Here is a 23,256-nt window from a genome sequence, read left to right as displayed (position 1 = left end):
CATCCTCCATTCCTTATTTTTTGCTGGGACTGTTACAGGAAAGCGTTGCCGTCATCACCACATGGCCAACCTGCTTTGTTGCATAGGCAAACACTTCTTCAAGCACACGAAACACCTCTTCAATGCTGCCTTCCAAATTCGTACAAAAATGAGCAGAGCCGTTATAAATACCAGCTTCTTTCACCATGTCCACCACTTCATTAATCATCTGCATATAATTTTCATGGCCTAAAGGGTATAGGCTAAACTGGCAACTCACTTCCAACTCACTACCCTTTTTTGCTGAGAAGTCTGTATCTGCCGGAAAATCATATTCCTCCAGATTTACCATCCCTTCACCAGGGCAACCTTTGGAAAAGGTGGTAGACATGACCACATGCTGGCCTATTGCCGCCGCACTGGCTAGTCCGTCTCGCAAAGCCGCAAATACATTGACCTCCACACCCGTCATGCAGGTACTGACCACATCCGTTTCCACCTTGATTCCCGGACGTTTCATCTCTTCGATGGCCTCTAAAATAACAGGTACAAATTGATTTGTCATCGGGTACAGAGAAAAGCGACAACCAAAAAACGGTGAATTGCCACAACCCATTGGATTTTCTTTCATTTTGTTCATCCTTTCTGTTTTTTTCATTAAAAAAAAGCCACGGCAAGGAACCGGGCTTTATAAACTACGCCTACTGCCTTCCCTACGCTAGTATTACCTAGATCAGGTTAAAGGGTCGATGATTCTTTCATCCTCTCAGCCGCTCTTGCTGGCTCCCCTAGAAAAACATGAAGTTGTAGCCTGATTATATTTTATTATCGATGGAGTGTCAAATGAACCAGTCTGTATTGAAACCAATCCGTATTTCTTTTCTGCATTCTGCAATTGCTGAGTGCTATTGTATGTTTTTTTCCTTAAACACTACGAGAGGCAAAACGTTACAGGCTTTCTCGAACTTTTTTGAATCTTAAATGGATAAAATGCAAAAATAGATGCCCCTAATGGTGGATTTACTTGTTAGGCGTAGTTATTATCCTACACTAGCTAATACCTTGATCTAGTGTCTGGGTGTACTTCATAGGATAATCTTTCTTTGAGTACCAGTTACTTCCCTCAGTATCTTCAAATGTAGCCCACGACTTAACCTTTTCATAATTATTACCAATTCTAGCTACATTTCTTATTGATAACACAACTTCTCTGTACCATAGTTTCCAACTCGAAGGCCTTCCTACTATTCTATTCAAGGATTTTGGAATAGGAATACCTAAACCTTCGGCATTCACACTACCTCCAGATATATACGATAATGGGTTTAGCTCTAAACGAGAGTCATCAATACCTATCTCTTTCCTTACTGCAATAGAAACTCTACCCAGCTCTCCATTCCATGCTCTGATACCATTATTATCTCCACTTTTAACAGCAGATTCAAACCCTCTCAATCCAGCTCTTAAATCTATCAAACGTTTATGCTGTTTTAATTCTGTCAACACTTCAAAGAACTCTTCTCGTGAGCCTGCTTTTTCTATCACGTATGCTAGCATCGCTGGTAAAGCAACAGTGTTTGCGCCAGATATAGCACCAACATTAAATAGCTCCTTCTTTTGTGAAATCATTATCTCCTGCAGAGAATCAGTTATTGTTTTACTCGACTTCGGAAATCCATATTGACTCAGCAAATCACCTGTTACACATTTCTCATTAGCTGTTATTGCATCTACTACTGCGCCAATTCCCCTTAATGAATGAGGCGAGTACGTTAAATCATTTAATGTAGCGATTATCCTATAATAAATTGATCGATACACATTCCATGAAATTGCAGCCATCATTTTCTTTGGCCCCACCATTAAATTGTATCCATCTTGAAGCTTATCTTCAGTCATTTCTCTACCATAAACATCTAAAATCGCATGATGCTTATTTTTGTTATAGGGTGTCCAAATCCCCTTATTAGAATCACCTAATATTGATTCAAAAATCGGTATTCTTTGCTCACTAGTTTTTTCGGCAGATTGAAATGCTCTAAGTACTAACCAATACTCAGATGACCGATAGTTCCATACAAATTTCATATAGATATCCATCATATTCATTATCCTATTAAATAAACCTTCTTGATCATCTTGATAGTCAAGATACCACCTAGAAAACTCTCTTGATGCTATTTCTTCAACATCAGCTAATAACTCTGGGTTTATTTCAAGATTCTTTATACCAATATCACTAAACAACGCTTTCCGTTCCGTTATAAAATCACTAATATATATGTCATGAGGTATAAATACATCATCGTTAAATAACAATGTTTCACATAGATTCTCCAGATTTGATAACTCCAAATCAAAGACAGAATCATTCTTAGTCTTCATAAAACCTAATGCTCTCTGTATACTTGTTAATGTTGCATTATCCATCAAAATATTTGATTCCATAAATTTCCTCCAATACTGAGATAATAATTACGTCTAACGCCTCTGTGTTTGCTACGCAACGATCCTACCGCTTTCCCGTTGTGTTGGAAATACGCTGTTAAGTGAAGTTGGCGATATTTTCTAGTACTGAACTATTTTTTTACCCTCAAATAAGGTTTTAGGAATTTGAACATCCTTAGCAAATGGATGACTAGATAGTAATAGTCTAATGTTTCTCACAGCTGTATAAACATCATGCATTAACATCTTTTGATCTATCCAAATTTGCTCGTCATACACATTATCGTATAAGTGATGAGCAGGTTTTTGTCTGATTTTTCTAAGCTTTTTCAGCGGCTTTATTACCTTCTTTTCTATATCATCAGATTGAACATTTCGCTGAAGCCATTCACTTAATAAAACCAGTGTCCCTTTATTAAACCCTTCTTTAGTTTTTCTCTCAACACCTTTAATAAGAAAAGCATCTTGAGTGAATGTTTTGGGTTCCACATTATTCACAACAAGCTTTTCTAAAGTGTTAATAAAATTATAATAGTTATCTCTCGTTGGCAATAAAACGATATGATAGTTTATAGGTCTATCCTCTTTGTTCATCGTATTATATTTGAACTTTTCCTTATACATCTTATAGATTTGAATGCTCTCACACATTTCGTTGATAAAATGAATCTCCATTAAAAGAGCATCAAAAATTGATATCTCCTCAACCCACTCACCATATATAAGATTTTTAATAAATCCATTATTAAGATAGTAATCCTCAGAATTCTCTAGTAAGTATGAATACCAATGTCCCTGAGCTTTTTTTGATATTTTTGCAAGATCAGATGCAAATGTAGCAATGGCTCTTTTTTCTCGATCCTTTTTTTCATACGCAAGACCAAAGTTCTTAATATATTCAGTCTCTGTGTTATCATCAAAATATTCATCTTTAATTGAAATAGATCCACGATATCCTGAGTAGAATACATGATATTTAGGATTGTTGAAGTAACGTTCTAGAACATGAATATCGAAATATACAACTTTATAATTGTCACCATCTGCTATGGTCTCAAATATGTTTTGCATTATCTTATGTTCTCCTTCTTCCAAATTTATGTTGCCACTTTCACTTAACATCTCCGTGTTTGCGACGTCTCTGAACCGGACCCGCCTGACCCTACCCCTTGTCGGAGCTTCGCTCCCGGTGAAGAGATGTGGTGCGCTGATCTTTCCCTTGACACTTTCCCACCCGCACCTCTTGCAAACACATTGTTCTATGACGTACAAGGCTGCAAACTCAGCGTGCGCCCGAAAAAATCAAATGCTCAATTACTGATTTGTTCAAGCTTTTCTATCAATCTCACATATTCTAATTTTAAAATATCTTCTATCGTCCTGTGGTAAGCACGCACAAATTTTGAATATCTCGCATCCATTATTGGACCAATTGGTTTAATTCTATATGTCCTGTCCATGAAATCTTCAGACTTTACAATTATTGACTTCAATTCGTCAATCATTTTATAAAATGTAATAAGTGTACTTGCCTCATCTTGGCTCAATAAATGACTTATCTCAGCAAATTTTTCTTCCCATCGGTCTACTGCACTTATTTGGTATATGTTATTGGTTTTATTGATTCGAATTAAATCAGAAATCATACTTCTAATGTCATTATATAAAAGTCTTGCAAATGGTCTCGTAAGTTTGTTTTGTACATTACCATCTGAGACACGATACACTTCTTTTATCACATATTCATGTACATGTTCAAGAATCTCAATCTCGCTTGTTTGAATCTCTTTGAAAATATCATCAAAATCCCAAATGTCTTCTAATGGGTCAAATTTTATTGTTCCTTTATAGCCTGTCGCAATACTGTAAGAACCTTGTTTCCTAGTTGTAATAAAAAACCTTAAATTAGGATATTTTTCGTAGCATTTATTGTCCATACATGTTTTAATTGTATGATCAATTTTCTTGCTTTTCTTTGTTGAAGTCACTTGAATACCAAGCCCAAGTTTTTCATCTCCCAAATCTATACCAGGAAAGTTTGATTTTACTCTATTAAGACATTTTAAATTGATGCCATAAATGATATTAAGTAATCCACATATAAATTCTTCAAAATGAATATTTCCATCAGTTAAATTAAGTTTTGCTTTACTTTCTATTTCAGAACGTATTTGATTTAGTTTTTCAATTATTTCATCTAGATATTTTTGTCTATTAAGCATGTTACTTCTCCTTATTTATATGCACCATGAAAGATACATTTTCTTTAGCGTATGTCATAGTGCGTATGCTAATCTAAAAGTGAGCCAAAAACAGCTCTTGTGCTGATGAAAAAGTGAGCCACTCCGCGAATCTTAACAACAAAAATGCTGACGAAAAAGTGAGCCACCAAACCCAAACTCCGATACAATTGAGAGAAATAATTCAATTGACAGGAGTGTGAAAGGTGTGATCGTGGACGTGGACATTTATGGCCGAATCCGGCATATGCATACCCAGGAAGGCATCGGTCAACGTGAAATAGCCCGCAGGCTGGGTATATCAAGAAACACGGTAAAAAAATACTGTGAAGGCGACCATGTACCCTGGGAGAGAAAATCCTATGAACGAGCAGCCACTGTTGTAACAGAAGAAGTCAGAGAGTTCATTCAGAACTGCCTGAAACAAGACCAAACAGAAGGCCTGAAAAAACAGCGCCATACCGCGAGAAGGATTTATCACCGCCTGAAGAAAGAAAAAGGATACACTGGTGGCGAGTCCACCATTCGCAATATGGTCAAAGAAATGAGGCCCAAGTATAAAGAAGCCTTTATGCCCCTGGAATTCGATCCCGGTGAAGCCGCCCAGGTGGATTGGGGTGAAGCTACCATCTATCTGAAAGGCGTCAAAACCAAAATCCAACTGTTCTGTTACCGATTATGTTACAGTGCAGACATCTATGTGAAAGCCTTTCATCGGCAGAACCAGGAATCTTTTTTAGAAGGCCACGTAGATGCCTTCACCCACTTTAACGGCGTTCCTGGTAAAGTCATCTTCGACAACGCCCGGGTTGCGGTAAAAGAAGGCTTCGGCTTTCATGCTAAACCACAAGCTGCCTACCAAGCACTCGGTGCCCATTACGCCTTTGAGATGCATTTTACCAATATTAACAGCGGCAACGAAAAATCCTTGGTGGAAAACCTGGTGGGCTGGTTTCGCCGCAACCTGATGGTTCCGATCCCACGAGTAGACAGTATCGATGAGCTTAACCAGCTTTTTAGAACCGGCTGCCTGGAATACCGACAACACCAAATACAAGGCCGAAACCAAACCGTGGGAGAACAATCAACAGCGGATTGCCACGCCCTACACAAATTACCGGCCTACACCTTTGACACCAGTCGAACAGCCAGCGCAAGGGTCTATGATGACAGCACTGTTCAGTTTGATCGAAACCGTTACTCCGTTCCTGTCAAGTTGGTCGATCGTCAGATCAGCGTCAAAGCCTACGGTAACGAAGTTATCTGCTATTACAAGGCAGAGAAAGTCGCTATCCATCAACGAAGTTACAAGCGGGGAGATGTCTTGTACCAGTTGGAGCACTACCTGCCCCTGCTGGAACAAAAACCCCGGTCCGTATACCACGCAAAGCCTGTTCGCAAGTCCGAGGCAATCGCCCTCCTTGATTGGGGTAGAACCTTTCCCAACGAGGCCAAAGACACTGTCAAACTGTTAAAACTGAGTGTCGATCATGGTGTTGACCGCCTGCTGGCCATCCGAGATAGGCTACCAACAGGCATTCAACCCACTATTGAACTGGTCAGAAGTGAGCTAAGTCCACCCATGGAACCTATTACAAGTCTTCCTACCGACATCCCCGTTCATCCCGTGGATCTGTCAGCCTATGACCGAAAATACCAGGTGGTGGCTCAATGAAAGGAAAAAAAGAAGTCATCGCACTGTATGCTAAGCAATTGCGAATTCCCAGTTTTTCCCGGTATCAGGAAGTGCTCCGTCAAACAGACCAGCCGGGGTATGAAGATTTTCTCCTGGCCATCATGAAACAAGAACTGGAATCCCGCCGGATCAATCAAGAGAAAAGAAGAATCAAAGCAGCCGGGTTTTCCTATCTCAAAACTCTGGATGAACTGGATCTGAAACGACTGCACCACGTGGAAGATGCCTTTATCCACGAACTGGCCTCCTGTGATTACATCCGAAACCGACAAAACATCGTTATGATCGGCAGTTCAGGCGGCGGCAAAACTCACTTGAGCATTGCCCTTGGTCTAAAAGCCTGCGAAGCTGGGTTTCGGGTCAAGTTTTTTACAGCTGCCAACCTGGGCACACAATTAGTAGAAGCGAAAGACCAACGGGAACTGCAAAAATTAGAAAAACAGCTTCAAAAAACAGAACTGCTAATCATTGATGAACTGTCCTATCTGAGTTTTAACCGCCATCAATCCGAACTTCTCTTCAAGGTCATTTCTGACCGGGCGGAAAAAAGCAGTGTCATCATCAGCAGTAACCTGGAATTCTCAAGGTGGACCGAACTTTTTGAAAATCCTACCCTGATCACTGCCTTAGTCGATCGCCTCACTTTTCGGTCCCATATCATTAACATGAACAACCCCTCCTACCGAATGGAGCAGGGATGAAGGGCCATTAAGATGCCGCAGTTATGGATTCTATGGATAACTCCCTTACAGGAGTTACCCACAGAGCCCACAACTGCTTGGAAAACGCCTTTGGCGTTGACCACATCTTAACAGCCTCGGCGACGGACTTTTTGATTATTTCTGGTTGCCAAAGATCAAAAGAGAAAAAATTCAAGCTTACTGGCTCATTTATTCAATAGCACAGTGGCTCAAAAATTAATCAGCACATGGCTCAAAAATTTATTGACATCCGGACAATAGAAACTGCCAATAATAATTAATCAAAATCTTCTTATATCGATAAGTAAAATATCATAAAAATTAATTAAATATTGAATTTTTACATATATTTTATTTGACTATGGTCAATATAAAAATAATCTATACTACAAAGTAATTCTACAAATTCACGAGATGGATTCTTCATTTGTTTAATAGTAATAGTGTCCATTAATACTTCAAAATCATCTTTATTATATTCAATTTCAGAAAATTTCAGATTATGTTTTTCGGCTAATCCAGACATGCTTGTTTGGTATTTTTTTTCATTTTGTACTAAAACTTGTTTTTTCTCTTTGTAAACTTTTTTCAAATTACAAATTATATTTTTATTTATAGTTGAATCATTAATAACAAACAGTTCAAATATAATAGCAAATTTCAAAGTTAGTTCGCTTATTTCTTTAAATTTTTTTTGTTCCAAATCATCAATTCTTTTTTCTCTTATATTACTATTTATTATCTTATACGCATTAATCATAGCTCCACAACACAATATATACATTAAAGAATGGAGACTATATGTCTCTTTACCTTCCTTAAATTCTATGTAATCCACTCCTATTAATTTATATAATTCTAATTTATCGTAATGTTTCTTTAAAATATGTCTAAATCTATCTTGAAATTGACCTGAACTATTTTTATTTCTAGACATAAAATCCCTACCAAAGTCTTGATAATTTTTTCTTATATCTTTTCTTATTTCTGAACTTAAATTATTATGAATGCCTTGAGACACTTTAGCATTTATTGTAATTGTAGAAAAACCTCCTTCAGAAAATAAAAAACCTGCCCACTGACTAAAAATATCCACATTCAATAAATTTTTTTCTTTAATTTTAGGAATAATATTATTCAATTTTTCTACTAAAATATTTTTATGTCTACCTTCTTCAAAAGTTTTTACAAAATCTTCTACAAAATCATAATAAAACTTAAAATCTTCTTCTTTAATGTCTAGATGTCCCCATCCACAATTATCTTCTTTACCAAAATTAAAATCTATAATTTTCATATTATCCTCCCTCTTCCTATATTGTATTTTAATACTTTAAAATAAACTATTCTCTCCTATGGAAAACTGCGTATAAATAGAAACCTAATTGATTCTTTCGCCTAACGTCTTATTCCCGCCACTCAGTTCGCTTTCCCTTCCATTTCAATAGGTATTTGCGAACCTTGGTTCGCTAATATCGACTTCTTGCTGTAATCACTAGCAATACAAACCCATTGTAATTCAGTCTTCCAACAACCTATCCAACGGACTCTGAATTTTGCTAAGTCTTTTATTGCTCACCTATCTTTATCCAATGGTTCAGAAACTCTTATTCCTTTGCAATCCATAGAGATACTGGCGATTTGCTCAACCTTCACGTAAATGTGTTACAAAAATATCTCAACGTATCCCTGATGCCTTCTTATTAATATCAGTACGTCACCTTCAGTCAAAAATGGATTTAGTCTTCATGAACGTATTACCATTACTTCTATTATGCCTTAGTTATACTGGTAAATCCATCAATTTGAACATAAAATTCTGTTTTTATCCAATTTTTGAGTTTTTCTTGCCAAGAACACAAAAGCCAACACAAGGCACGACCAGCCTTCCGTCGCCTTGTGATAACAGCCCCACTCATAACAATTATTTAACAAATCTTCGGATATACATATCTTCCTCGAATTATAATCCTACAGGAAAGCGTGCCTAATGAATTCCAAACAAATTCTAACCTTCGTTTTGGCTGAAAAGAATGTAGCAGTCATCGCGACTCCTAAGGATTAAAATAATGTGTTTATGATCAGTTTAGAAGATCTTGAGGGTATGGAGGATGAATAATAAGTTCTCCTGCTATGCAGTGGATGACTACCCTGACATGAGCGTTCTGATTTGCTGTAAAAGCCATTACGACTAAGAACACAGAGGGGACGCATAATGCGTCCCCTCTGTGTTCTTAGGCTATTAATCTTAGATACGATTTTTTTCTGCCCATCTGCATACAATGTCCCCTATAGACATTAAGAAACGTCTCCTTTCAGACAGTTTAGTATATCAAAATCTTCATCTGGACTAGTTTTAAACATCCGAAAGATTTCCAAGAGGTCTATGTTGTGCCAATGAAAAGATATAGTGCCGACTTATCGGCCCCTCTTCACCTCTGCAAGAATAGGCTAGTAATGCTTAACCCAAGAAGTCAAGTCAGCACAGTAAGCATGTCTATCTACTCCTATGGAAAAATTCCATATCCTTCATTACTGATTCTTTAACGCTGATTGGCAGCACTTTCTCCTGCGATGCGACCGAAAACTAGGATATCTGGCAATGCATTTCCACCTAAACGGTTGCTTCCATGAATTCCTCCAGTTACTTCACCTGCAGCATACAAGCCAGGAATAACATTTCCATCTGTGCTTAACACCTGTGCTAATTCAGTGATTTCTACCCCACCCATAGTATGGTGCACTGTTGGAACACGTGGTCCTGCATAGAAAGGTGGGGTGTCGATGGGAGTATCAAAAAGAGTCCGTCCAAACTTATCTGGTCCGCCTTCTTCTACCACTCGATTAAATTCTTCAACTGCATTTATAAGATTTTCAGGATCTACATCAATCTGTTCTGCCAATTCCTCAAGGCTGTCCCCTTTAAAGGCTCTTCCCTGGGCAATTAATTCTTCAATGGTTTCATTGAAGTTATTGGTCGTGTCTTCTGTCGGATAATTTTTAGCATCCAATACAACCCACAACCATGCATCTTCCTGATCAAGTAAGCCTTTTGTCATAACATCCCTTCTTGCACCTTCGTCGACAAAGCGATTTCCTGCTTTGTTCACAAAAATTCGATTTTCCACACCTTGTTCAATGTTTCCACTAAGGCTCCCAGAGTTAGGATCCCCAAGGGGAAGCAGTTGAAGATGTTCCATTCCAATCAAATTAGCACCAATAGACGCAGCCATTATATGACCGTCACCCGTTGCACCTGGATGGTTTGTACTCATAACATTTCCAAGATCTGGCCAGTTTTTATTATACTCATTCAGCATATCGTTATTCATTGCAAATCCACCAGTTGCTAAAACTACACCGTTGTTGGCATGAACAAGCACCTCTCCACCTAAGCCTTTGGCTACCACTCCAACAACTACCCCTTCTTCCACTACTAATTCTAGAACTTCCGTGTCAAGCAACACTTCAATTCCATCATGTTCATCGATATAGTTCTTATATGTTTCAATAAATCCAGTTCCCAATGGTTGTACAGGTTTATGCGCTCGTGGCCATAGTCCTCCAAGAACTGTAAATACCTCTTCTTCAAATTCCATTCCATGACTTTCCAACCACTCAACACCAGGATAAGCATTTTCTACCAGTATTTGAACTAATTCTGGATTTCCAAGTTCATCTCCACCTTCAAAGGTCTGTGTAAAGTGATGTTCCACAGAATCTTCAATTCCTTGGGCATCCTGTCGAGGAGACTCCGAAGCATTAAGAGCGCCACCAGATAAAATGGTGTTTCCTCCAAGGCGAGGCATTTTTTCCAAAACAACAACATTCGAACCATTTTCATGGGCGGTGACTGCAGCGGCTAATCCAGCTCCTCCTCCTCCAATAACCACGACATCAGTAGTCATTTCAACGGCCTCTCCCTGGACCACTTCTCTATCTCCACGTACTTGGAGAGCTGCGATATCGGCACCAGCTTGGCTCAATGCGTCAGTAATCGCGTCTATAATTGAATTACTTGTAACCGTTGCCCCAGAAACCATATCAATGGCAAGGGATTGATAATCAAGAACGCCTTGTGGAATTCGTTCTAAGGCGGCATCCGTAATACCTGGACTCTCGTTGTGGCTAAGAATTTCTACTGCAGTAATTTCTGAATCACTGACGGTTACTTCAACGGAAATCGGTCCATTATGTCCATCCGCTTCACCAATATACGTTCCTGCTGCAAATATAGCTTCCGCCCCTTCATCTACCTGATCTGATGATTCTACTGAATCATTTTGACAGCCAACCAAAGCAAAAACAAGTAGTAAACAGAGTAAAATCCATCGTCCTTTTCTTTTTGTAAGCATTGTGATTCCTCCTAATTTTTTTATGTTTTATAATGAATGCATTCGCTGAATACGTTCAGTGAATGCATTCATTATAAAACATTGTTTATCCTTCGTCAATATTTCTTGTGAATTTTCTATCGACCAATCTTTTTACGACTACTTGCCTTTCGTTTACAGATAATAGTCTCTTTGCTATAATGTAAGCGTCTCCAGAATCATTCACAGCAGGAAAAGAGGAACATAGGATGAAAAAAACACCCACCAAGCGACAAATTCAGGCCCAACATACCAAAGACAAAATCTACCGATCTGCCATCTCTTTGATAGAGCAGCACGGATTCGACAACATCACCATCGAAGATATCTGCAAAGATGCAGAGGTTTCCGTCGGTTCTTTCTATAATGCCTTCCAGTCAAAGAACGATATTCTAGGTCAGGTTTTTAAAATGGCAGATGATTATTTTGAGAATCAAGTGGCTCCACAGCTAAAAAACGGTACCACCAAAGAAAAGGTCCTTCAGTTCTTTCACTATTATGCTGAATATAATACAGACCGGGGATTAGACTTTGTGAAGCAGCTCTATACTGGTAAAAACAATCTTTTTGCTACAAAAGGACGTGCCATGCAGAAGGTTTTGTCCAGTATTTTAAGGGAAGGCCAAGAAAAAGGCGAGATTATTTCTACTGTTGAAGCTGAGGTAATCAACCGGTTTCTATTCGTAACAATACGGGGATTAGTCTATGATTGGTGTTTGCATGATGGCGAATACTCTCTCACCCAAGCCACTTCAGCCTATACCCGTCTACTCTTAATTCCATATCTTATTGAAGAAACAAAAAAATCTGATTCCCTATCAGAGAGTCACATCTGAAGCCCCCCCATAAAAAAAAAGAGACCAGATAGGTCTCTTTTTTTATGGGGGGCTTCGTATATGGTAGGATTACTGGAGATTTTCGTACTGTTGGCTGACATATTCCCAGTTAACGACATTCCACCATGCATTAATATAATCTGGTCTTTTGTTTTGATATTTTAGGTAGTACGCATGCTCCCAAACATCAAGGCCTAAAAGTATTTTATTTCCTTCCATCAAAGGGTTGTCTTGATTAGGTGTTGAGGTTACGGCTAATTCATTCTTTTCGTTGAGGATTAACCAGGCCCAGCCACTACCGAAACGTGTGGTAGCTGCTTTATTAAAGATTTCTTTGAAGGCTTCAAAGCTACCAAAGCTTTTCTGAATGGCTTCCAGTAGTTTTCCCTTAGGTTCACCTCCGCCATTGGGGGATAAGGCTTTCCAGAACAAGCCATGATTATAATGACCACCGCCATTATTTCTCACAGCCCAATAGATTTCTTGAGGCAATTTCTCTAGAGAAACAAGAAGCTCTTCCATGTCCTTTTCCTTGAAATCCTCTTGATCTTCTAGGGCTTGATTTAATTTAGTCACATAGGCTTGATGATGCTTACTATGATGGATCTCCATGGTTTCTTTGTCGATATGGGGCTCCAAAGCATCGTACTGGTATCCTAGATCTGGTAATGTATGTTTCATTTTGCTACCTCCTTAAGTTGGTTTCGAATAACGCTTATTTTCTTTATACCCGTCAAATTAAATGATAATCATTTTCATTTAATTATTATTTTTCTTCTAGCTCTCTTTGGGGTTTCTTTCTATCTCAGGTAGTATGAATTATTATGCATCAATTCGGATTTTTCCGAAGAGCGGATTTTATCCGTCAATTCAACTTTATTGCTTGTTTACAGGGATTTTTGCGAAAAATTTGCCGACTTCTTTTTTGCATCTTGTTAATTCGTTAACAAAATAGTATTCTCTTCTTATAGAGATCCTCTATCAAATCTTGTAAGTGCATTTATTCATCTAATCATAAGGAGGTTTTGCAGATGGAAGGTTTTTTTAATGTGGTGGCCTATCTCAATAGTTTATTATGGGGGCCCCCGATGTTGGCGCTTTTGCTTGGTACTGGAATTTGGTTTACTCTTCGCTTGCGTTTTGTTCAAGTTCGTAAAATTAAATTAGTTTTCAAGAAAACATTTGGCGATCTTTTCAAAAAGAATGAAAAAGCAGATGAGCATGGAATGTCTTCTTTTCAAGCATTAGCAACGGCTATTGCTGCTCAGGTTGGTACAGGAAACTTGGCGGGGGTTGGAACGGCTATTGCTGCTGGTGGACCTGGAGCTGTATTCTGGATGTGGCTTAGTGGTTTTTTTGGTGCTGGAACTATTTTTGCTGAGGCTATCCTTGGTCAAACCTATAATCAACGAGTAGATGGTCAAAAAGTAGGGGGGCCTGCGTATTATATCAAACATGGTCTTGGTAGTCCTGCTTTAGCTGGCTTCTTTGCCATTTCTATTATCATCGCTTTAGGGTTTATTGGAAATATGGTACAGTCTAATTCTGTATCAGATTCTATGCATGCAGCTTTTGGGATTCCTCATATCGTCCTAGGAATTATTACTGCTATAGTTGTTGGCGCCATTATTATGGGTGGAATTTCTCGAATCGCTTCTTTTGCTGTTACCATCGTACCCATCATGGCAGGAATTTATATTATTGGTTGTTTAGTCATTATTTTTATGAATCTTAGTGAAGTCATTCCTGCTTTTAAACTAATTATTCACAGTGCCTTTAATCCTATGGCTGCTACAGGTGGGGTGATTGGAGTTACCGTAAAAGAAGCGATGCGTTATGGCATTGCCCGAGGTCTTTTTTCAAATGAAGCTGGAATGGGTTCTACTCCTCATTCCCATGCTATCGCCAAAGTAGCTCATCCTTCGCAACAAGGTTTTGTTGCTATTATGGGGGTTATTATTGATACGTTAGTTGTTTGCACCTTTACGGCCTTAATCATTATTATTACTGGAACTTATGAAACTGGCTTGGTTGGCATTCAGTTAACTCAACAAAGTTTTGCCATTGGTTTGGTGGGTTATGGTGAATACTTTATTGCTATTTCTCTCTTTTTCTTTGCTCTTTCTACGATTATTGCTTGGTACTATTTTGGAGAAGGAAATATCAAATATCTTTTTGGTCAAAAAGGGATTCGTACGTATCAAGTAATCGTTTTAATGTGTATTGTTCTTGGTACATTAATTGAAGTTGAAGATGTGTGGGAACTGGCGGATTTATTTAATGGTTTAATGGTTATACCAAATCTTATTGCTTTGCTTGGACTTAGTGCCGTCGTGATTAAAAGCCTTGAAAATTATGAATCTAGCGACTTAGATAAGTAGTCTATAGGCATACAAAACCCTTCCTCATCCCATGATCATTAGGTGAGGAAGGGTTTTTCTTTTCTCTTTCTATACGCTCATCAAGTACATGACGAGTGCTGGAAGTATAAAGACTTTAACAGTCATTAGTCTAACCATATGCAATAAACTTACTTCTAGAGGGTGGTTGGCATGTTCATAAGCAAGGATTGACATTGGTGTCACTCCTGCTGGTGCTACTGAAATAATACAGGAGCAATGATCCCAGTTTGTTCGTTTCTTTAAAACAAGATACAGTCCATAGCTGGTTAAAAACATGAGTGCCGTAAAAGCAATCATCGGTATGATAACTGCTTTTAAATCGGCTAAAGAAGCTTGAGATACATTAAGTCCCAGGGTACTCCCTACTCCTATTTGCATAAATGTTCTGATGTGTTCATGTGGTTTCCCCAAATTGGAACCACTTAAAGACATGACCGTAACCAATAAAAACGAACCCATTAGTGCTCCTGCTGGAATGGAAAGGAGAATGCCTGCCATGGCTCCTAGGGTTCCAATGCTCAGTGTTTTCATCTGTAAAAGTCTCTCATGGCTGCTTATTTTACCTTTTGGGGGATCTTGGCTTTTCAAAAACAGTTTTCTCCATCTTTCCAGCACCATAGAAAAATAGTTCTTTTCACTGGAAACGGTCGTTTCTTTTTGCATGAGTTTAATAACAAGGGGAAAAAGGAGCAGCGTCAGTAAAAACCTAGTAAGCTGAAACATACTAACCATCCCTACATCTGCTTCTACTTCTATCGCTAGCATGGCTGATTCTGCAAGACCGGAAGGTGCTGTGCTTAAAAATGCAGTGGCTGGATCAATGTCAAAAAAATAGATAAGGATGCTTCCTAATCCAAAGGTAATGACCAGCGTCCATAACACAATGAGCACCGATGGAATAAGTAGCTTTTTCATATTCTCAAGCACTTTTCCATTGATGCCAAAACCAATAAACGTCCCTAATATCACTTGAAGTCCTCGGCTAACCACTGGATCTACTGATTCTAACGGGCATCCTAAGGCGATGGCTACCATCACGAAAAAGAAAGGGCCCAACAACGCGGGGGTTGGTAACCCTAACATATAAAATAAGATATAACCGGCTAATCCGATGATGATTAGCAAAAGCATTCCATATAGTCCCATAATATTTTTACTCCTTATGTTGGTCTTTTTCATGGGGTGTCTCAAAACCGTATCCATCGGAGTGAAAAAACGCTCTTTATATCAAGCAATGATGGCCAGCATCCCTTTTAGATAATTACTTTTTTGATGGTGTCAATAATGGTTCCATCTCTGTATTCTACCAGTCCTACTATGTCCTCAGTCACCCTTGGCTTTTCTGGCCTTCCAGTTATTTTCTCTGCCATTTCCTTCAAATCATGAATTTCTAAGACAGAAAGCCCTTGATCTTGGAACCGATCCTTTAAATCTTTACGAGCTGGATTCACAGCCACACCGTATTCTGTTACCAACACATCAATGGACTCCCCTGGAGTTATAACCGTGGTCACTTCGTCTAATACAATAGGGGTTCGGCCTCTAAATAGAGGGGCCACCACTACGGAAAGTTTAGATCCAGCTGCGGTATCGCAATGTCCACCAGAGGCTCCCATCATAATGCCGTTGGATCCAGTAATAACATTGACGTTAAAGTTTACATCAATCTCTGTTGCACTTAATATCATAATGTCTAGATTATGGGCCAAGCAACCTTTGTTATGAGGATTTGCATAATAAGAAGCTGACATTTCCAAATGATGGGGGTTTTTTCGGATAGATTCTATGGCTTTTAGGTCGAAACACTGGACATCTAGCAGGCAATTAAACAGTCCTTCTTCCAACATGTCTACCAAATACCCATTGATCCCGCCTGATGCAAAGCTTCCCTTTATAGAATGTTTTCTCATATATTGACGTAGAAAATGTGCCACTGCTAAGGAGGATCCACCTGTGCCTGCCTGAAAGGAAAAGCCTTCCTTAACTAGATCGGATGCCAAAATCGTTTGACATGCTTTTTCTGCTATAAGCAACTCCAATGGATTTCGTGTGATTCGTGTAGCACCAGAAACAATACCCTTCGGATCTCCAATTCCTTCTGTCACCACTACGTAATCCACCTGTGTCTGTGGAATGCTGATAGGGTGAACAGGGTGAGCTACAAGGTAATCTGTGACTACGATTGTTTTTTGGGCAAAAGCTGCATCCGCCATGGCATACCCCAAGGATCCACAAGCATTAGGCCCTTCCACTCCATTTACATTTCCATGCTGATCAGAAGCTGGTGCTCCAATGATGGCAATATCGATTTTTGAATCACCTGATTCAATCGACCTGGGACGTCCACCATGAGAACGGATGATCACTGGCGTCGGAAGAATGCCTTCTGCTGAAATCTGTCGGGCTAGTTCGCCCCTAAGACCACTGGTTCGAATTCCAGTGATGACACCATTCCGAATATGGGAAATTAAATGATCGTGAACACTTTGCATAGAACTGGGTGAAATGGTTATATCTCGAATACCCATTTCAGCTACTTGATCCATCACCATATTCATTAGATGATCGCCATTTCTAAAATGATGATGAAAGGATAAGACCATCCCATGGGTTAAGCCTGATTTTTCAAGGGCTTCTCTAATGGACTTCACCAGTTTTTCATCTCCTGGTCGGTGGCTTGATGCAGGTATTGAAGCGTTTGAATTTTGTGTTGTATGAGCAAATGCACCGGCAAAAGGTTTCAATTCGCCAATGCCATCAATAAAGGATGGTACGTCTCTCCCTATGGCATTCTTCACGAAGCTATGCATCTTTATCCCCTCCTCCTTCCATACCGCTGGCTATAGCCAGTTCCATCACTCTTTTGGCCCTGGTTAGAACTGGTTCATCTACCATCTTTCCATCTACAACAATGACACCAGCTCCTCGTTCTTCTGCTTCTTCCATGGCATCAATGATTCTTTTCGCATGGTAGACTTCTTCATTTCCAGGAGAAAAAATGGTGTGAACTGACTTTATTTGACTTGGATGGATGAGCGACTTCCCACAAAACCCTAACTGTTTTGCCATTTTCAATTCTTTTTCAAATGCTTCTGTATCCTCTAAATCTGCAAAAACCGTATCGATGGCATCGATGCCAGCAGCCATTGCCGCCATCACAATATGAGAGCGAGCCCAATAAAGTTCTTCTCCTGTTTTGCTTCGCTCTGTAGCAATGCTTCGCGTAAAATCTTCTGCACCAAAAGAAATCCCTAGGAGACGCTGGCTAGAAACAGCAATCGCTGGTGCATTAAGCACTCCTTTGGCTGTTTCAATGGCACCAAGGATCTTCAATTTTCCTGATTCTAGTCCTATCTCTTTTTCAAGTTCTGTCAGCAAATGGTCCATTCGTTGAATATCCTCAGGAGATTCCGTCATAGGCAGGCGAAAGTTCTTCAAACCAGCATATGCTAATGCTCTAACATCCGCCTCTCCGTACGGTGTGTAAAGAGGATTGATACGTGTAAATATCTCGCATGTACCGAAATTAATTGATTTAATAGCCTCCACCAGCAGATCTCTTGCACTATCTTTTTCTCTAACGGGTATTGCATCTTCCAGGTCAAAAATAATGCAATCAGGAGAAAAAACAGGCGCTTGAAATATCATGCCCGGATTGTTGGCTGGGACAAAAAGCATGGATCTTCTCAGCTTTTTCACAAGACTTCCCTCCTTCGTGCCCGATTCACCGCAGTGATAACCCTCGCACGTATTGCGTAGTCTAAGGCACCTTTATCGACAATCTTAACCAGACCATGTTGCACACCCATTTCTTCTAAAGTAACTCTTACTGTTTTTTCAATGATTTTTCCAAACTGATTGATAACATTACTTTCAAGGTCAATATCAAGGGCTCCCTCTGCCCGGAGTTCTACGGTAACCATTAGGTCATTAGATTCCAATGTACCTGCTATTCCTTTTGTAGGATGCTCCATCTTGCTCCTCCTCTCTTAATCCAAAAAATCTTTCTCCTATATGTGGGTTCCTCTCTATTAATGCTATTTGTCTACGTCTCTTTACTTTTTGGGAGAGACGCAGGGGTTTGCTTTTCTGTAATAATTGATCAGACATCCTGCAAGAATTATTTCCTTTTCCTCCGTTGATAAATGGCCTAGGTTTACGTTAAACCCCTTAACCTTCTCTCCTATGGCATAGGCCTGAATATCTGAAGTACCCATAAGAACCGCTTGTCTTATTTGGGGAATATAGATATAATCCCCTTTTTCAAAGGTTGGTTCCCCTTCTAACTGAAAGGGCAGAACACCCCAATTAATCAAATTTGAGCGATAGCGTTTCGTTGCATATTGATTTGCAAAATTCGCCCAGGTTCCTAATATCTTTTGGCAGGATGCCGCTTGCTCCCGAGCCGAACCATCTCCAGGGCTAATGGCAAATACAGCACTCCCTATGCCTATGGAGGATAGAGTATCCACTCTATTTTTATTTATTTCGCTAATTTTATCGTAAATGATTTTTACATCCTGCCTCTCGGTTGCTGGATCTTCACCGTTTTCTCTCATACGTTCAAGTTGTTGGATTTCTTTGGCTTTCGAGACATATTCAGGGTCTTTTCTGCTCAAAGTAAACTCAGCCAATTTAATTGGATTAGATCGATAGGAGGATGTTTCACCTGACGGTATTAATTCGTCCGTGGTTGTAACAGGATCTTTAATATAGGTCACCACTTTTAATAGTAAATCTTCTGTCAGTTCTGGCATTTCCGGCCAGTTCTTAATGTTGGGTCCGAAGACTAGCTCTATTTCTTCCTTTGGTTTACCAGTACCATCATATACCCGTTTATCGTAAATATTTCTATCAAAAAAGTAGAATGGCTTTGAGTATTCGACGTCTATATCTGTTGCTGAAGTTAGCTTGCCTTTGTTAATGGCTGTTGCTGCAATGGATCGTGCATCCATTAAGGCGACATAGGAGATCTGTCCATCCATTGGCTTGGAGCCTTCTCGATTTGGGAAGTTTCTAGTTGTATGCCTTATGGACAACTCATGATTGGCAGGGGTATCTCCTGCTCCAAAGCAAGGGCCACAAAAGGCTTCTCGAACCAAACCACCTGCACCCATAATTTTAGCAATGGAGCCATTTCTCACCAATTCTATATAAGCTGGCTGACTTCCTGGGTAAACGCTCATGGAAAAGGTAGAATCTCCAGTAGACTTGCCATCCATAATGTCTGCCACTTCTACAATATTATCAAAAGTACCTCCAGAACAGCCTGCGACTATTCCCTGGTCTACGTAAATTTCTTTGCCACGCAATTTAGATGTAAGGTCGATGGTTAGATTGGGAACATCAAAAAGTTCCAGACCTTCTTTTTCTACCTTGTTTAAAATATCAGCCGCATTGTCTTGCAATTCCCTAATGGTATAGGTATTGCTTGGATGAAAGGGTAAGGCAATCATTGGTTCAATTTTATCCAGATTAATATATACCATGCCGTCGTAATAAGCCACTGGTCCTGGCTCCATTTTTTTATACTCCTCTGATCGCCCATGGATCATCAGGTACTCTTTAACGTGATGATCTGTACACCATAGGGAACTCCAACAAGTTGTTTCTGTTGTCATAACATCTATTCCATTTCGATATTCCACAGAGAGGTTTTTAAGTCCTGGTCCTACAAACTCCATTACTTTATTTTTAACAAACCCATCGGCATAAACAGCACCTATGATTGTTAATGCAACGTCTTGTGGACCAACGCCTGGCTTAGGCTTTCCTTCAAGATATATAGCAATAACGCCAGGATACGTCATATCATAGGTTTTTTCCACTAGCTGCTTAGCCAGTTCACCTCCACCTTCTCCTACTCCTAAGGTACCAAGTGCTCCATATCGAGTATGGCTATCAGAACCTAAAATCATTTTCCCACATCCTGCCATCATTTCACGGTTATAGGAGTGGATAACTGCCAGATTCGTGGGAACATAAATGCCACCATATTTTTGAGCAGCAGACAAGGCAAATTTATGATCGTCTTCATTGATGGTACCACCCACAGCACATAGGGAATTGTGACAGTTTGTTAAGACATATGGTAAGGGAAAATTCTTCATCCCACTTGCTCGTGCAGTCTGAATGATGCCAACATAAGTAATGTCATGAGAGGTGATAGAGTCAAATTTCAATTTTAAGTTTACCATATCTTCTGAGGTATTATGTGATTCAAGAATGCTGTAGGTCATGGTCTCTCTTTTTGCTATGGCTTCTGTGACCTCATCTCCTATGAATTGTCGGAGTCTTTGAGGTGCATTTTCATCTTTTTCCACAATATCCATGGATTTTACCAAGTAAACCCCTTGACTATACTTTTTTACCATTTGAGCTCCTCCCTAGGACAACATGCGTTTACTTTCCTACTCTTGGCTTCATTCCTTAATCATTGTTTTCTGTGGATTTATTCAAATTTTGGATCTTTGCTTTCTCTTATTTTTTTCATTATAAATGGAGCTATCGAAAGCACTACAATGCTAATAAGTAATGCCAAACTTATAGGACGGGTAAAAAATACGGTATAATCACCACCATAACGAATTGCGGTTCTAATAAAATGTGCATCCGCCATGGGTCCAAGGACGATTCCCAGTACTACGGCAATGGCTGGATAATCATATTTTTTCATCATCCATCCTAAAAATCCAAATACAAACATAATGCGAGCATCGAAGATACTATTGGATAATGCAAAGGAACCCACGATACAAAGAATTGCAATGGAGGGCGTTAGTATTTTTGTTGAAATATTAAGTACCCCTGTTAATGTATAAGAAAAAAATATTCCACCAATATACATAACGATCTGGCTCAAAAACAGTGCAATGATAATTGCATATACGAAGTCCATCTGATTCATAAATAATCTTGGGCCTGGTTGAAGGCCGTGAAGCATTAAAGCACCTAACATCATAGCGGTTGTGCCCCCACCAGGAATCCCTAATGCTAACATGGTAATCATCGCACCACCTGTAGAGGCATTGTTAGATGATTCTGCCGCAATGACTCCGTCTGGATTGCCTTTTCCAAAGCTATCTGGATCCTTAGAAGACAGTTTGGCCTGGTTATAGCTTATGAAGCTGGCGATAGTGGCCCCTGCCGCTGGTACAGCCCCAATAAACGTACCAATTCCACTTGAACGAAGGAGGTTGATGGGTGATTTCAAGCATTTCACCGTTCCAAGAAGCATTTCTCTGTAGCTTCTCTCAACTTTTTCAGACCCACTAGTAACATATTCTTTATTAATCATACTAAAGAGTTCAGTAAACGCTAAAAAACCAATAATGGCAGGCATCTGTGATACCCCATCCAATAGGTTTGTAAATCCAAATGTGGCTCTCACTGCTCCGGTTGGTGCAATCCCTACGGCGGATATCAAAACTCCAAAGAGCCCTGCTAAAACTGCTTTTGTAAAACTTCCTTGTTTCATACTAGCAATAATGGTTAAGCCTAAAACGGCTAACAAGAACATTTCGGGTGCTCCAAATCGAATCGCAAATCCTGCAATAGGATACATTGCCACTAATAGCAATGCATAGCTTATAACTCCTCCCACTACGGATGATCCAATAGCTAAACCTAGGGCTTCACTGGATTTCCCCTGTTTTGTCATTTCATATCCATCAAAGGCTGTTGCTACTGCCCCAGGTGTTCCTGGTGCATTCAACAAAATTGCAGCGATAGAACCGCCATACGTTGACCCTGCGTAATTAGATGCCAGAAAAACCATTGCTGTTAAGGCATCCATCGTGTATGTAACTGGCAACAATATTGCAATCGCCATCGCTGAGGAAAACCCTGGAATCGCTCCCGCAATAATGCCAAAAAAAACTCCAAAAGTTATAATAAGAGCAATTTCAAAGCTCATAAGTTGGGATGCCCCACCTAAAAAAGCTGACCATTCAATCATACCCTAGACCCTCCTCTAATTTCAGTTTCTTCATCCTTATACGATTAGATATTACATGATCCCTCTTAAAATTCCCTTTGGCAGTGGTACCCTTAACCATAGTTGAAAAAGAAGGAAAAGAAACAAAATAAGTCCGACAGGCACGCCGACTAATAGCTTATAATCTCTTATTCCCAGTAGGTACATCATAATGATTAAATAGCCTCCAAATGTAATCACATACCCCAATGTCATAATAACGCTCACGGCGATGGCTGTCATGATCACAAAGATGATAATATTTTTGTTTTCTTTTTTTGATAGGAGTTCTTTGAAATTAGTCTTTCCTTTAACTGCTGGTTTTTCTTGACTGGTAATTTTAATCTCTTTTATCATCATATACAGTGAAAGCCCTATGACAGCAGTTATGACAAAACGAACTAACAGCATTGAGTCAGTACCCATTAACCTCATGACTTCACGCAGATACATAAACGAAAAAATCAGCATGATACCAGGAAGAAGTAGTTCTCCTTTGGACTTAATATAGATATAATACTTCCCTATTTTCATTTTTGCCTCCTTTTTCCCATTAAACTGTTGAAGAACGTCACCAGCACAATTGATAACTTCTAATTGTTTTTT

Annotated in this window: 18 protein-coding genes and 1 riboswitch; of the genes, 4 read left to right on the top strand and 14 right to left on the bottom strand. The window is 39.4% G+C overall.

The annotated features are described in order from the left end of the window. Positions 1-13: 13 nt before the first annotated feature. From ACZ47N_RS09515 to ACZ47N_RS09500, 4 genes are all read right to left on the bottom strand, one after another. Positions 14-610, bottom strand: a complete 597-nt coding sequence (locus ACZ47N_RS09515) for a YkoF family thiamine/hydroxymethylpyrimidine-binding protein (protein WP_464886317.1) — start codon at positions 608-610, stop codon at positions 14-16. Positions 611-672: 62 nt separating this feature from the next. Next, positions 673-779: riboswitch (TPP riboswitch) on the bottom strand. Between the two features lie 250 nt (positions 780-1,029). Beyond that, positions 1,030-2,427, bottom strand: coding sequence for a hypothetical protein (locus tag ACZ47N_RS09510; RefSeq protein ID WP_464886316.1), 1,398 nt, complete (start codon positions 2,425-2,427; stop codon positions 1,030-1,032). Between the two features lie 120 nt (positions 2,428-2,547). Continuing rightward, entirely contained in the window at positions 2,548-3,498 is a 951-nt protein-coding gene (locus tag ACZ47N_RS09505; protein ID WP_464886315.1) for a hypothetical protein, read from the bottom strand. Positions 3,499-3,737: 239 nt separating this feature from the next. Further along, positions 3,738-4,649, bottom strand: a complete 912-nt coding sequence (locus tag ACZ47N_RS09500; protein ID WP_464886314.1) for an SMEK domain-containing protein — start codon at positions 4,647-4,649, stop codon at positions 3,738-3,740. Between the two features lie 226 nt (positions 4,650-4,875). Here ACZ47N_RS09500 and istA point away from each other — a divergent pair, with 226 nt between their 5' ends. Then, a complete protein-coding gene (gene istA / locus ACZ47N_RS09495) occupies positions 4,876-6,342 on the top strand; it encodes an IS21 family transposase (protein ID WP_464886313.1) in 1,467 nt (488 codons plus the stop codon). Then, positions 6,339-7,064 (top strand): IS21-like element helper ATPase IstB, encoded by a 726-nt coding sequence (istB, locus tag ACZ47N_RS09490; RefSeq protein WP_464886312.1) that lies wholly within the window; start codon positions 6,339-6,341, stop codon positions 7,062-7,064. Before istA ends, istB begins: the two co-directional genes overlap by 4 nt. Before the next feature lie 340 nt (positions 7,065-7,404). Here the strand turns inward: istB and ACZ47N_RS09485 are convergent, their stop codons facing one another. After that, positions 7,405-8,361: a hypothetical protein gene (locus tag ACZ47N_RS09485; protein ID WP_464886311.1), complete on the bottom strand. Its 957-nt coding sequence runs from the start codon at positions 8,359-8,361 to the stop codon at positions 7,405-7,407. A 1,246-nt stretch (positions 8,362-9,607) separates the two neighbouring features. Continuing rightward, entirely contained in the window at positions 9,608-11,419 is a 1,812-nt protein-coding gene (locus tag ACZ47N_RS09480; RefSeq protein WP_464886310.1) for a flavocytochrome c, read from the bottom strand. A 227-nt stretch (positions 11,420-11,646) separates the two neighbouring features. Between ACZ47N_RS09480 and ACZ47N_RS09475 the strand changes: the two genes are divergently transcribed. Next, positions 11,647-12,273, top strand: a complete 627-nt coding sequence (locus ACZ47N_RS09475; protein ID WP_464886309.1) for a TetR/AcrR family transcriptional regulator — start codon at positions 11,647-11,649, stop codon at positions 12,271-12,273. Between the two features lie 69 nt (positions 12,274-12,342). Here the strand turns inward: ACZ47N_RS09475 and ACZ47N_RS09470 are convergent, their stop codons facing one another. After that, positions 12,343-12,954 carry a superoxide dismutase gene (locus tag ACZ47N_RS09470; RefSeq protein WP_464886308.1) on the bottom strand — a complete coding sequence of 204 codons (612 nt, stop codon included), beginning with the start codon at positions 12,952-12,954 and terminating at the stop codon, positions 12,343-12,345. Between the two features lie 350 nt (positions 12,955-13,304). Here ACZ47N_RS09470 and ACZ47N_RS09465 point away from each other — a divergent pair, with 350 nt between their 5' ends. Next, positions 13,305-14,654 carry an alanine/glycine:cation symporter family protein gene (locus ACZ47N_RS09465; protein ID WP_464886307.1) on the top strand — a complete coding sequence of 450 codons (1,350 nt, stop codon included), beginning with the start codon at positions 13,305-13,307 and terminating at the stop codon, positions 14,652-14,654. A 69-nt stretch (positions 14,655-14,723) separates the two neighbouring features. On the opposite strand, the gene ACZ47N_RS09460 is transcribed toward ACZ47N_RS09465, so the two are convergent. From ACZ47N_RS09460 to ACZ47N_RS09430, 7 genes are all read right to left on the bottom strand, one after another. Continuing rightward, positions 14,724-15,821 (bottom strand): AbrB family transcriptional regulator, encoded by a 1,098-nt coding sequence (locus ACZ47N_RS09460; protein WP_464886306.1) that lies wholly within the window; start codon positions 15,819-15,821, stop codon positions 14,724-14,726. Between the two features lie 107 nt (positions 15,822-15,928). Next, entirely contained in the window at positions 15,929-17,485 is a 1,557-nt protein-coding gene (gene citF, locus ACZ47N_RS09455) for a citrate lyase subunit alpha (RefSeq protein ID WP_464886305.1), read from the bottom strand. After that, the gene (locus tag ACZ47N_RS09450) at positions 17,478-18,374 is read right to left on the bottom strand and encodes an HpcH/HpaI aldolase/citrate lyase family protein (protein ID WP_464886304.1); all 897 of its coding nucleotides are present in this window, start codon (positions 18,372-18,374) and stop codon (positions 17,478-17,480) included. The genes citF and ACZ47N_RS09450 overlap by 8 nt, the downstream gene beginning before the upstream one ends. Beyond that, positions 18,371-18,649 carry a citrate lyase acyl carrier protein gene (citD, locus tag ACZ47N_RS09445; RefSeq protein WP_464886303.1) on the bottom strand — a complete coding sequence of 93 codons (279 nt, stop codon included), beginning with the start codon at positions 18,647-18,649 and terminating at the stop codon, positions 18,371-18,373. Before citD ends, ACZ47N_RS09450 begins: the two co-directional genes overlap by 4 nt. An 81-nt stretch (positions 18,650-18,730) precedes the next feature. After that, a complete protein-coding gene (locus tag ACZ47N_RS09440) occupies positions 18,731-21,049 on the bottom strand; it encodes a hydratase (RefSeq protein ID WP_464886302.1) in 2,319 nt (772 codons plus the stop codon). Positions 21,050-21,126: 77 nt separating this feature from the next. Continuing rightward, positions 21,127-22,632, bottom strand: coding sequence for a tripartite tricarboxylate transporter permease (locus ACZ47N_RS09435; protein ID WP_464886301.1), 1,506 nt, complete (start codon positions 22,630-22,632; stop codon positions 21,127-21,129). Positions 22,633-22,683: 51 nt separating this feature from the next. Then, positions 22,684-23,184 (bottom strand): tripartite tricarboxylate transporter TctB family protein, encoded by a 501-nt coding sequence (locus ACZ47N_RS09430; RefSeq protein ID WP_464886300.1) that lies wholly within the window; start codon positions 23,182-23,184, stop codon positions 22,684-22,686. Positions 23,185-23,256: the final 72 nt, after the last annotated feature.

It is taken from the genome of Tindallia texcoconensis (genome assembly GCF_055383815.1).
This window is presented reverse-complemented; position numbering and strand designations above follow the sequence as displayed.

Bases quoted from the DNA above. Each gene is read 5' to 3' on its own strand.
- ACZ47N_RS09505 (WP_464886315.1), bottom strand. From the start codon at position 3,498: ATGCAAAACATATTTGAGACCATAGCAGATGGTGACAATTATAAAGTT.
- ACZ47N_RS09465 (WP_464886307.1), top strand. From the start codon at position 13,305: ATGGAAGGTTTTTTTAATGTGGTGGCCTATCTCAATAGTTTATTATGG.
- ACZ47N_RS09510 (WP_464886316.1), bottom strand. From the start codon at position 2,427: ATGGAATCAAATATTTTGATGGATAATGCAACATTAACAAGTATACAG.
- istB (WP_464886312.1), top strand. From the start codon at position 6,339: ATGAAAGGAAAAAAAGAAGTCATCGCACTGTATGCTAAGCAATTGCGA.
- ACZ47N_RS09475 (WP_464886309.1), top strand. From the start codon at position 11,647: ATGAAAAAAACACCCACCAAGCGACAAATTCAGGCCCAACATACCAAA.
- ACZ47N_RS09515 (WP_464886317.1), bottom strand. From the start codon at position 610: ATGAAAGAAAATCCAATGGGTTGTGGCAATTCACCGTTTTTTGGTTGT.
- ACZ47N_RS09485 (WP_464886311.1), bottom strand. From the start codon at position 8,361: ATGAAAATTATAGATTTTAATTTTGGTAAAGAAGATAATTGTGGATGG.
- ACZ47N_RS09435 (WP_464886301.1), bottom strand. From the start codon at position 22,632: ATGATTGAATGGTCAGCTTTTTTAGGTGGGGCATCCCAACTTATGAGC.
- ACZ47N_RS09480 (WP_464886310.1), bottom strand. From the start codon at position 11,419: ATGCTTACAAAAAGAAAAGGACGATGGATTTTACTCTGTTTACTACTT.
- ACZ47N_RS09470 (WP_464886308.1), bottom strand. From the start codon at position 12,954: ATGAAACATACATTACCAGATCTAGGATACCAGTACGATGCTTTGGAG.
- citF (WP_464886305.1), bottom strand. From the start codon at position 17,485: ATGCATAGCTTCGTGAAGAATGCCATAGGGAGAGACGTACCATCCTTT.
- ACZ47N_RS09440 (WP_464886302.1), bottom strand. From the start codon at position 21,049: ATGGTAAAAAAGTATAGTCAAGGGGTTTACTTGGTAAAATCCATGGAT.
- ACZ47N_RS09460 (WP_464886306.1), bottom strand. From the start codon at position 15,821: ATGGGACTATATGGAATGCTTTTGCTAATCATCATCGGATTAGCCGGT.
- ACZ47N_RS09430 (WP_464886300.1), bottom strand. From the start codon at position 23,184: ATGAAAATAGGGAAGTATTATATCTATATTAAGTCCAAAGGAGAACTA.
- ACZ47N_RS09500 (WP_464886314.1), bottom strand. From the start codon at position 4,649: ATGCTTAATAGACAAAAATATCTAGATGAAATAATTGAAAAACTAAAT.
- citD (WP_464886303.1), bottom strand. From the start codon at position 18,649: ATGGAGCATCCTACAAAAGGAATAGCAGGTACATTGGAATCTAATGAC.